Source organism: Leisingera sp. UBA4491, assembly GCF_002388965.1.
Classification (GTDB): Bacteria; Pseudomonadota; Alphaproteobacteria; order Rhodobacterales; family Rhodobacteraceae; genus Leisingera; species Leisingera aquaemixtae.
On sequence record NZ_DGNN01000019.1, the window covers coordinates 38,007 to 47,796 of the forward strand.

Sequence of the window (9,790 nt, forward strand, 5' to 3'; positions counted from 1 at the left end):
ATGTGAATGGAGAACAACTTGGCTCTGCGCCTGCTGTTTATGGCCTTTGCGCTTATGCTTCTGCCGCTGTCCGGTGCCGCCCGGGCAGAGACGGCGGGCGCGGCTGTCTACTCCGCCCGCGCAGGGGTCGCCATTGGCGGCTATGATCCGGTGGCCTTTTTCGAACAGGGCGCGGCACAGCCCGGGCGGCGCGGTCATGCGGTGATGTGGAAGGGGGTCGTCTGGCGCTTTGCCACCGCCCGCAACCAGGCCCGGTTCGAGGCCAACCCCCGCGCTTATGCACCGGCCTTCGGCGGCTATTGCGCCTTTGCGATGTCGCAGGGCAGGCTGATGCATGGCGATCCGCTGCTTTGGGCGATTGTCGATGGTGAGCTGTACTTGCTCAACAATCCGGACGCCCGGGATTTCTGGGCGGCCCGCCGCGGCGAGCTGATCGCCCGGGCACAGCTGCACTGGCCGGTGATTCTACAGAAATAGCCCGTCACCTCACGTTTTCGTGAGGTGGCCTTTTATTTTTCCGACTGTGACCCATATTCAATACAGACTGCGGAATGGAACCACCGCAGATCTTTTTCACTGTCCCTCGTTCCATACCTCGCGCCCGGTTCGTCCGGGCGCATTTTTGTATGCAGGCAGCAAATCGCGCTTTGCGCCCGCACGCAGCGCGGCTAGGGTGCGCGGCATGACAGAGTACAGCGATGAGCATCTGAAAAAGGTCCTGCAGCGCACCAAGGTGGTGGCTGTGGTCGGCGTTTCAATGAACCCGGTGCGGCCCAGCTATTACGTGGCGCGCTACCTGGGTCTCAAGGGCTACCGGGTAATCCCGGTGAACCCGGGCCATGCGGGCAAGATGCTGTTCGGCGAGACGGTGCGGGCCAGCCTGTCAGAGGTTGATGCGCCGGTGGACATGGTCGACATTTTCCGCCGGTCCGAAGCGGTGCCGCCGATCGTGGATGAGGCGCTGGAGGCGTTCCCGAAGCTGCAGACCATCTGGATGCAGATCGGAGTGGAGCACGCGGAGGCCGCCGCCAGGGCCGAGGCGCGCGGCGTCACCGTGATCCAGAACCGCTGCCCCAAGATCGAATACCAGCGCCTGTTCGGCGAGCTTCGCATGGGCGGTTTTGCCACCGGGATCATTTCCTCGAAACTGTGACGCCTGCGGCCGGGCAGGGCGCTCCCGCCCGCTCCAGCCGTCCTGCCGGACGGCCTGCACGGTTGGGCCCGGCGCCGCTGTGCGGCGCAATCTTAATTGCTGAGACGCCCTTGAAGGGCAGGTGTGCCCTTCAAGGGCCTTGCCGATTGTAATGGTTCTTTGCGCGTCAAGGGCAAGCCGCGCGTGCCGCGCGGAGGCTGCGCCTCCCTTGACCCGCCGCCCGGCCTGGAATTCAGCCCTTGGGGCGGCCGGCCTTCTCCGCAATGCCGCTGAGGCCCTGGCGTTCGGCCAGCACCTGCAGCACATCGTCCAGAGCAACATCGCGGGCGGCCAGCATCACCAGGAAATGATACAGCACATCGGCCCCTTCGGAGGCGAGCCCTGCCTTGTCGTCCTTCACCGCCTCGATGATGGCCTCAATGGCCTCCTCGCCAAATTTCTCGGCACATTTCTCCGGCCCTTTGGCGAGCAGCTTGGCGGTCCAGCTGGTGTCCGGGTCTGCGCCCTTGCGGGACAGGATGGTGGCTTCGAGATCGTGCAGCAGGCTCATCACATGCCCCTTCAGTTCAGCCGCATCGGGATGCCGGCAGCAGCCATGTGTTCCTTGGCTTCCTGGATGGTGAATTCCCCGAAGTGGAAGATCGAGGCCGCCAGCACCGCGCTGGCGCCGCCCTTGGTGACACCTTCCACCAGGTGATCCAGGGTGCCGACGCCGCCCGAGGCGATCACCGGCACGTCCACAGCATCGGAAATCGCCTTGGTCAGCGGCAGGTTGAAGCCCGATTTGGTGCCATCCCGGTCCATCGAGGTGAGCAGGATCTCCCCCGCACCCTTGGCGGTCACCAGCTTGGCAAATTCCACCGCGTCGATGCCGGTCGGCTTGCGCCCGCCATGGGTGAAAATCTCCCAGCGGCCCGGCGCCACCGTCTTGGCGTCGATGGCGCAGACGATGCACTGGCTGCCGAACTGATCCGCGGCCTCGGCGATCACATCCGGATTGGCCACCGCAGCTGAATTGAAGGAGACCTTGTCGGCCCCTGCCAGCAAGAGCGCGCGCACATCCTCCTTGGTTCTGACCCCGCCGCCCACGGTCAGCGGCACAAAACACTGTTCGGCTGTGCGCTGCACCACGTCGAACATGGTGCCGCGGTTTTCGTGTGTCGCGTGGATGTCGAGAAAGCAGATCTCATCCGCGCCAGCCTCATCATAGGCCTTGGCCGATTCCACCGGATCGCCCGCATCGCGCAGGCCGACGAAGTTGACGCCCTTGACCACGCGCCCGTCGGCGACGTCGAGACAGGGAATGATACGGGTCTTCAGCATCGATCGTGCCTTTCAAACTGCTTGGCCCCGTGGGTACGCAATGCCCGCGGTAAGCGCAACAAATATGGCAGAGTCTGCGCGTTTTGGTCCGGGCGGGCGGTTGCAGTCTGCGCGAAACCGCCGGAACCGTGCAGTCTCGCAGTTGTGAATTGCCTGGCCGGAGCAGTTGCCCCGATCATGATTGGACGTCCCTGAATTTGGAGCAGCTGTTATGACAAAGAGCCTTTTCCTCGCCGGTGCCATCACCCTCGCCGCCGCCCTTCCCGCCGCCGCGGAGCTGGTGACCGTGCAAAGCCAGAAACCCGTGGCCGAAACCATGGACGCGCTGCAAGCCGCTGTAGAGGGCGCGGGTGCCACCGTCTTTGCCCGGGTGGACCATGCCGCAGGCGCGCAGACCGCCGGGATGGAGCTGCCGGGCTCTCAGCTCCTGATCTTCGGCAACCCCAAGCTCGGCACCCCGGCGATGCAGGCGGACATGCGGGCAGGGCTCTACCTGCCGCTCAAGGTGCTGGCTTATGAGGATGCGGACGGCCAGGTCTGGCTCACCTATCAGGACCCGGCAGAAATGCTGTCGGGCCTTGATATCCCGGCCGATGCGGAATTCATCGCCAAAATGCAGGGGGCCTTGGGCAAGCTGACGTCCAAGGCGGCCGAATAGGCTCAGCGCCGCGAGGCCAGATAGCGCGACAGGGCATTGGCGATGCCCCACAGCAGCCCGGCCCCGAGGGAGACCGGGCCAAAGATCAGCGGCCCCCAAGCGGCCAGGACACCCGCGGTATAGGCGGTTTCACCCACGTCCTGGCCCAGCACCACGCAGGGGTTGGCAAACCCCTCGTGGATTTCGCAGCCGAAGCCGAACCCAAGCAGCAGCACAAAGGCAATGCACATCAGCCACAGGACGATGGGCCCCAAGGTGAAGGTCGCAAGGATTCGGCGGACTAGGCGCATAAAGGGTTCCTTCGCCGGATCAGACCGGGGCGGCGTTAGGCTTTCAGAACCGCCAGCGCCTCTTTCAGGTCGATGGCGCCATCATAAAGCGCGCGGCCCGAAATCGCACCATTAAGCGGCGCGCCGCAGGTTTTCAGCGCCCGCAGATCGTCCAGCGAGGACACACCGCCCGAGGCAATCACCGGGATGCTGACGGCATTGGCCAGATCGGCGGTGGCCTCGACATTCGGGCCTTTCATCGCGCCGTCGCGCAGGATGTCGGTGTAGATGATCGCGGCAACGCCCGCGTCCTCGAAGCTCTTGGCGAGGTCGGTGACCATCACGTCGGTTTCCTCGGCCCAGCCCTTGGTCGCGACCTTGCCTTTGCGGGCGTCGATGCCGACCGCGACCTTGCCGGGGAATTCCCGCGCCGCCTCGCGCACCAGGCCGGGGTTTTCAACCGCTACGGTGCCCAGGATGACCCGCGCCAGGCCTTTATCAATCCAGCGCTCAATGGTGGCCATATCACGAATGCCGCCGCCCAGCTGCGCGGGCACCTTGGTCTGCTTCAGGATCTCCTCGACCGGGGCGGCATTTACCGGCTCGCCGGCAAAGGCGCCGTTGAGGTCCACCAGATGCAGCCACTCGCAGCCCGCTTCGACAAACTCCAGCGCCTGGGCGGCGGGGTTGTCGTTGAACACGGTGGTCTTGTCCATCTCGCCATGCAGCAGGCGCACGGCCTGGCCGTCTTTGAGGTCAATCGCGGGGTAGAGGATCATCCGGGCGGTCCTTCGTGAAATCAAGCTGGCGGTGTTTTGCACAAGCGCGCCCTGAATTGCAACGCGACCCGAAGTCAACCTTGCCAGAAGGGCCGCATCAGGGACAGGCTGCCTGAAAAACAGGGAGGAAATGGAATGAAACATCTTCTGGCAGGAATGGCTGTGGCCTTGGGGCTGGCGGGCGCCGCATCGGCGGACCCGGTTCTGGGTGTCTGGAAGACGCAGCCCGACGACGGCTCCTATGCCCATGTCCAGATGGCCAGATGCGGCGCCGCGGTCTGCGGCAAGATCGCCCGCACCTTCAACAGCGAGGGGGAGTACAAGTCCCCGAACCTCGGCAAGACGCTGGTGATCGACATGGTCCCGAACGGTGACGGCTCTTACGAGGGCAAGGTCTGGCGGCCGTCCAACAACAAGATCTACATCGGCAAGATGGATCTGGCGGGCAGCTCGCTGGCCCTGCGCGGCTGCGTTGCGGGCGGTCTGATCTGCTCGAAACAAACCTGGACGCGGGTTCAGTAAGCCCCTGAGGGGCTGCGCCTAAAGCAGCCCCAGCTGCACCGGGATCGGCGCATAACCGCGTTTCAGCTGCCGGTCCCGGAACCCTTCGAAAATCGCCAGCGCCTCCGCATGACCGGCGAAATAGGTCCGCTTATGTGCCCCGCCGGGCGCGTTCAGCGGCCCGGACACACGCTCAACACACCAGTCGCCGAACAGCGTCGGCGTCAGGCTCAGGAGGCAATAGCGGTGCTTGCCTTCGGCGTGGTCGTATTTCTCGAAACGGATGTGCAAGGGAGGGGCTGCCGCGGTGACAAAAGGTCCGCACCGTATGCCCCGAAGCGGACCCCTTGTCTATTGTTCAATCCGGCGAATTGCACCGGCCCCGGCGTCTGCTGTGACGCTCACACCTCACCGGTGTATTCGCCGCGCGCCGGGTAGTTGTTGGGGATCGCGAAATCCAGCGCCGCCACCAGTTCCGCAAAATGCGGGCGCACAAACGGCATGGTCTGAACCGAGCCATAGTACAGCGTGCGCTCAGGCGTCACCATGAACAGGCCGGGTTCGGCAAACAGCGCCGGTTCCTCGATCCCGATCGAGGTCTTGCCGCGCGAGGTGGAGATATAGAGCCCCCAATCGCGGGCCGCAGACAGCGGCAGGTCATAGCCGAACCGCAGCGCCTTGGCCTCGATCTTGTCCGCCATGGCGCGGGTGCGCTCTTCGCCGTCGGTGCTGATGGCTATGGCGCTGACGCCGCGCTCTGCGAAGTCCGGCACCTTCTTTTCGAAGTCCTTCAGATAATTGGCGCAGATCGGGCAGTGCAGGCCGCGGTAAAAGCAGATGACGGTGCCGCGCTCGGCCGTTTCCGCGGACAAATCAAACGCGCCGTGGTCCAGCGTCGGCAGGGTCAGGTTCGGGGTCTTCTGGCGGGGGATCAGCATGTGACGGTTCCTTGCAAGTGGTGTGAGGGGCGGTTGCCGGGAAGTGTCGCGCAGTTTACTGTCGCATAAATCCGAAAAACCTGACGGGAACCCCGAAATCATGGACCGCCTCACCACCTTGATGGACCGCTTCCAGCTGGCGGTGCAGGCCGCACAGCCGGGGCAGGCCAATCTGATCGCGCTTGCGGACAGCGGCGGCGTGCCGGTGCGTATCCGCTACTGCACCAAGGGCGCGGTGGAGCGGCTGGACCCGGGCGCGGTCATGTGGGCGGCACAAGTGGAATGGTCGGGCCAGAGCAACCCGTTTCTGGCCGCGCTGCCGCCGGTGGTGGACTATGACATCACCAGCAACGCCGAGGCGCAGGGGCTGGTGCGGCTGATGCAGGAGGAGGCCGAGGGCCAGCACTGCGGCGCGCAGTCGGTGATCAACCGGCTGGGCGAGGTGCTGATGGTGCGCCTCCTGCGCAACCAGATCCAAAAGGGCGCGACCGAACCGGGTCTCTTGGCGGGCCTCGCCGATCCGCGCCTCAGCCGCGCCATCGTGGCGATGCATGACCAACCGGGCAGGCTGTGGACCAATGCCGATCTGGCACAGCAGGCAGGGCTGTCGCTGTCGCGCTTTGCTGAGCTGTTCGCTGCCGAAGTCGGGGAAACCCCGATCGGCTACCTGCGCCGCTGGCGGCTGATCCTGGCGCATCAGGACCTTATGCGCGGCGACCGGGTGGAGGCGGTGGCGCGCCGCTACGCCTACGCCAGCCCCGAAGGCTTCACCCGCGCCTTCCGCAAGGCGTACGGCTTGGCGCCGGTTTCAGTGCGCACCGCGGCGGCCTGAACACCTCGCTTTCATCTTTCCTGAAAATACTCCCGCCGGAGGCAACTGCGCGCCAGCGCCGTCCCCTTACGGCTTCCAGGTCAGGAAATTGCCGATCATCCGCAGGCCTGTCGCCTGGCTTTTCTCAGGGTGGAACTGCATGCCCACCATCGTGTCACGCCCGATAACAGCGGTGACGTCGCCAGCATAGTCCACATGCGCCAGCCGTTCCGCCGGGTTGGCGACGCGGAAATGGTAGGAATGCACGAAATACACGTGATCGCCGCTTTCGATCCCGTCAAACACCGGGTGCGCCTGGTCGATCACCAGATCGTTCCAGCCCATATGCGGCACTTTCAGGGCGGGGTCCGCCGGCGTGATCTTCACCACATCGCCGCCGACCCAGCCAAGGCCCGGAGTCTCTTGATACTCATGCCCGGTGGTTGCCATCAGCTGCATGCCGACGCAGATGCCCAGGAACGGGCGGCCCTTCTGCTCAACCGCTTCGACCATGGCGTCATAGATGCCCTTGTGGCCGCGCAGCTCTGCCGCGCAGGCGGGAAAGGCGCCGTCGCCGGGCAGCACCAGCCGGTCGGCGCGGGCCACCACATCGGCGTCAGAAGTCACCACAACTTCACCCGCATCCATTTCCCGCGCCATGCGCTGGAACGCCTTCTCGGCGGAGTGCAGGTTGCCGGATTCGTAGTCGATGATTGCGGTCAGCATGTCAGAGTGCACCCTTGGTCGAGGGAATCGCATCCGCCTTGCGCGGGTCGGTCTCCACCGCCAGACGCAGCGCGCGGGCGGCCGCCTTGAACGCCGCCTCGGCGATATGGTGGCTGTTGAACCCGTGCAGCTGGTCGATGTGCAGGGTGATGCCGCCATGGGTGCTCAAGGCTTGGAAGAACTCGCGCACCAGTTCGGTGTCGAATGTGCCGATCTTCTGGGTTGGAAGCTCCACATTCCAGATCAGGAAGGGGCGCGCCGACAGGTCCAGCGCGCAGCGCACCTGGGCGTCATCCATCGGCAGGTGGCACTCGCCGTAGCGGCGTATGCCCTTCTTGTCCCCCAGCGCCTGCACCAGCGCCTGACCCAGCGCGATGCCGGTGTCCTCCACCGTGTGGTGGTCGTCGATGTGGTAATCGCCCTTGGCGCGGATGGTCATGTCGATCAGCGAATGGCGCGCCAGCTGGTCCAGCATGTGGTCGAAAAAGCCAACCCCGGTCTGGTTGTCGTAAACCCCGGTGCCGTCGAGGTTGATCTCAACCGAAATCTCGGTTTCCGCGGTCTTGCGGGTCACTTTAGCGGTACGCATCAGCGGCTTGTCCTTCGTCATGCTGCAAGAAATTTAATTCTGCCTGGGCGCTTATAGGGCGGGCAGGGGGGCTGGCTCAAGTGCGGCATTGTGCAAGCGGGGCAATCTGTTGCAGCAATCCCGGTCCCATCCCGGTCTCTTGCACCCGGATGCGCCGCGTGCGAGCTTGGGCGCAAATTCCTGACCATCCAAAAGGGCCGCCCATGTCCATCTGCGTTTTTGTCCAGATCCGCTGCAAACCCGGCACCACCTACAAGGTGGCCGAGGAGATTGCGCTGCGCGAAATCCACTCCGAGCTTTACTCTACCAGCGGCAATTTCGACCTGCTGATGAAGCTCTACATCCCGACCGGAGAGGATGTCGGCAAGTACATCAACGACCAGCTGCTGCAGATCGAAGGGATCGAGCGGTCGCTGACCACGATGACCTACAAGGTGTTCTGAACGGCCCAAGGCAGAGCCGGCAGACAGCAAAACGCCCCGCAGCGCGGGGCGTTTTTTGTTTCCGGCGGCAAAAGATCAGGCGGCAATCAGCCCCTTGTCCTGCAATTCTGCATAGGCGGTGTCGACGGCGGCTTTCATCCGGGCCAGCATGTCGTCCACCTCTGCCTTGGTGATGATCAGCGGCGGGCACAGCGCCAGCGCATTGCCGGCAACCGCCCGCAGGATCAGCCCGTTGTCCTGGCAGGCTTTCTGTGCAGCGGCACCCGCGGCGCCCTTGTCAAAGCTCGCGCCGGTGGTCTTGTTCGACACCAGCTCCAGCGCTGCGATCAGCCCCTTGCCGCGCACCTCGCCCACCAGCGGGTGATCGGTGAAGATCTCGCGCAGCTGCGCCTGCATATAGGCGCCCACCTCGGCGGCATGCTCGAACAGGTTGTCGCGCTCGTAGATTTCCAGCGTCTTCAGCGCCGCCGCACAGGCCGCCGGGTGGCCGGAGTAGGTGTAGCCGTGGCCGAACACGCCAACCTCATTGGTCTGCGCGATCATCGCCTCATACATCCAGCCGGGAATGACCGAGGCCGAGATCGGGAAATAGGCCGAGCTCAGCTGCTTGGCAAAAGTCATCAGGTCCGGCTTGATGCCCATGGTGGTGCAGCCAAAGTCCGCACCGGTGCGCCCGAAGCCGCAGATCACCTCATCGGCCCAGACCAGGATGCCATGCTTGCGCAGCACTGCCTGCAGCTTCTCGTAATAGCCCTCCGGCGGCACGATCACGCCCGATGCGCCCGTGATCGGCTCCACGATCATCGCGGCGATGGTGTCGGGGTCTTCCGCCAGGATCTGCTCTTCCAGGTTATTGATGATCCGGTCGACAAACTGCTCCTCGGTCTCGTTGCCCCGGCGGCCGGTGTAATAATGCGGCGCGTCCGAGCGCAGGATGTGCAGCGCCTCCAGCGGCGCGTCGAAATGCGCCAGATTCGCGGGCAGGGACGTCAGCGAGCCGGCAGCAACAGTCACCCCGTGATAGCCGCGCTCGCGGGTGATGATCTTGCGCTTCTCCGGCTTGCCGATGGCGTTGAAGTAATAGCGCAGCATCTTGTAATGCGTGTCATTGGCGTCCGAGCCGGAGTTGCCGAAGAAGATATAGGCATCCTCCACCGGCACCATCGCCTTCAGTTTTTCGGCCAGCTCCATGATCGGCTTGTGCGTCTTGCCGCCAAAGGTGTGGGTGAACGGCAGCTTGTGCAGCTGCTCGGTGATCGCGTCCATCACCTCGGTGTTGCTGTAGCCCAGCGAGGTGCACCACAGGCCGGCCAGGCCTTCGATGTATTTGTTGCCGTCCGTATCATAGACATAAATGCCTTCGCCGCGGTCCAGGCAAAGCTGTTCGGTCGCGGTGAAATTGGTGGTGGGATAGATGACTGGGGCCATGTCCAAACTCCTGTAATGAGCTGCCGCACGGGCTGTTTGGCAGTAGCTTTGGCGCGTTTTGCAACGCACGTCAAAAGGAATTTGATCAAATTTACAAAGCGGAGTGGAAAAAGCGAAAAGCCGCCCCGGAGGGCGGCTTTTTCGGTTCCGGATGGAGCGGGCGATGAGATTC

The 9,790-nt window shown here is 64.0% G+C and carries 15 protein-coding genes; 6 read left to right on the forward strand and 9 right to left on the reverse strand.

The features are described 5' to 3' along the window. The first annotated feature begins 6 nt into the window (after positions 1–6). Together B2P87_RS10535 and B2P87_RS10540 are read left to right on the forward strand one after the other, a co-directional pair. Positions 7–477 (forward strand): YHS domain-containing (seleno)protein, encoded by a 471-nt coding sequence (locus B2P87_RS10535; RefSeq protein WP_141889906.1) that lies wholly within the window; start codon positions 7–9, stop codon positions 475–477. A gap of 205 nt (positions 478–682) precedes the next feature. After that, positions 683–1,153, forward strand: coding sequence for a CoA-binding protein (locus B2P87_RS10540; protein WP_141889907.1), 471 nt, complete (start codon positions 683–685; stop codon positions 1,151–1,153). 232 nt (positions 1,154–1,385) lie between these two features. Here B2P87_RS10540 and B2P87_RS10545 read toward each other — a convergent pair whose 3' ends face one another. Further along, the gene (locus B2P87_RS10545; RefSeq protein ID WP_141889908.1) at positions 1,386–1,703 is read right to left on the reverse strand and encodes a phosphoribosyl-ATP diphosphatase; all 318 of its coding nucleotides are present in this window, start codon (positions 1,701–1,703) and stop codon (positions 1,386–1,388) included. 11 nt (positions 1,704–1,714) lie between these two features. Beyond that, on the reverse strand, positions 1,715–2,476 hold the full coding sequence (gene hisF / locus B2P87_RS10550) for an imidazole glycerol phosphate synthase subunit HisF (protein WP_141889909.1): 762 nt from the start codon (positions 2,474–2,476) through the stop codon (positions 1,715–1,717). Between the two features lie 211 nt (positions 2,477–2,687). Between hisF and B2P87_RS10555 the strand changes: the two genes are divergently transcribed. Then, positions 2,688–3,134 carry a DUF302 domain-containing protein gene (locus B2P87_RS10555; protein WP_141889910.1) on the forward strand — a complete coding sequence of 149 codons (447 nt, stop codon included), beginning with the start codon at positions 2,688–2,690 and terminating at the stop codon, positions 3,132–3,134. 2 nt (positions 3,135–3,136) lie between these two features. Here the strand turns inward: B2P87_RS10555 and B2P87_RS10560 are convergent, their stop codons facing one another. Both B2P87_RS10560 and hisA read right to left on the reverse strand, forming a co-directional pair. Continuing rightward, entirely contained in the window at positions 3,137–3,424 is a 288-nt protein-coding gene (locus tag B2P87_RS10560) for a hypothetical protein (protein WP_244940785.1), read from the reverse strand. A gap of 35 nt (positions 3,425–3,459) precedes the next feature. Beyond that, entirely contained in the window at positions 3,460–4,182 is a 723-nt protein-coding gene (gene hisA / locus B2P87_RS10565; RefSeq protein WP_141889911.1) for a 1-(5-phosphoribosyl)-5-[(5-phosphoribosylamino)methylideneamino]imidazole-4-carboxamide isomerase, read from the reverse strand. Between the two features lie 135 nt (positions 4,183–4,317). On the opposite strand from hisA, the gene B2P87_RS10570 reads away from it, so the two are divergent. After that, positions 4,318–4,704, forward strand: a complete 387-nt coding sequence (locus tag B2P87_RS10570) for a DUF2147 domain-containing protein (RefSeq protein WP_141889912.1) — start codon at positions 4,318–4,320, stop codon at positions 4,702–4,704. An 18-nt stretch (positions 4,705–4,722) separates the two neighbouring features. On the opposite strand, the gene B2P87_RS10575 is transcribed toward B2P87_RS10570, so the two are convergent. Together B2P87_RS10575 and B2P87_RS10580 are read right to left on the reverse strand one after the other, a co-directional pair. After that, entirely contained in the window at positions 4,723–4,974 is a 252-nt protein-coding gene (locus tag B2P87_RS10575) for a WGR domain-containing protein (protein ID WP_141889913.1), read from the reverse strand. A 110-nt stretch (positions 4,975–5,084) separates the two neighbouring features. Next, the gene (locus B2P87_RS10580; RefSeq protein ID WP_141889914.1) at positions 5,085–5,621 is read right to left on the reverse strand and encodes a peroxiredoxin-like family protein; all 537 of its coding nucleotides are present in this window, start codon (positions 5,619–5,621) and stop codon (positions 5,085–5,087) included. Positions 5,622–5,721: 100 nt separating this feature from the next. Between B2P87_RS10580 and B2P87_RS10585 the strand changes: the two genes are divergently transcribed. After that, positions 5,722–6,453 (forward strand): AraC family transcriptional regulator, encoded by a 732-nt coding sequence (locus B2P87_RS10585; RefSeq protein WP_141889915.1) that lies wholly within the window; start codon positions 5,722–5,724, stop codon positions 6,451–6,453. 66 nt (positions 6,454–6,519) lie between these two features. Here the strand turns inward: B2P87_RS10585 and hisH are convergent, their stop codons facing one another. Further along, positions 6,520–7,158: an imidazole glycerol phosphate synthase subunit HisH gene (gene hisH / locus B2P87_RS10590; protein ID WP_141889916.1), complete on the reverse strand. Its 639-nt coding sequence runs from the start codon at positions 7,156–7,158 to the stop codon at positions 6,520–6,522. Position 7,159: 1 nt separating this feature from the next. Continuing rightward, positions 7,160–7,747, reverse strand: coding sequence for an imidazoleglycerol-phosphate dehydratase HisB (hisB, locus tag B2P87_RS10595; protein ID WP_141889917.1), 588 nt, complete (start codon positions 7,745–7,747; stop codon positions 7,160–7,162). A gap of 203 nt (positions 7,748–7,950) precedes the next feature. Here hisB and B2P87_RS10600 point away from each other — a divergent pair, with 203 nt between their 5' ends. Beyond that, a complete protein-coding gene (locus B2P87_RS10600) occupies positions 7,951–8,190 on the forward strand; it encodes an Lrp/AsnC family transcriptional regulator (RefSeq protein WP_058284408.1) in 240 nt (79 codons plus the stop codon). 75 nt (positions 8,191–8,265) lie between these two features. On the opposite strand, the gene B2P87_RS10605 is transcribed toward B2P87_RS10600, so the two are convergent. Beyond that, complete coding sequence (locus tag B2P87_RS10605; RefSeq protein ID WP_286852458.1) at positions 8,266–9,624, reverse strand: aminotransferase; 1,359 nt, start codon at positions 9,622–9,624, stop codon at positions 8,266–8,268. Between the last annotated feature and the right edge of the window lie 166 nt (positions 9,625–9,790).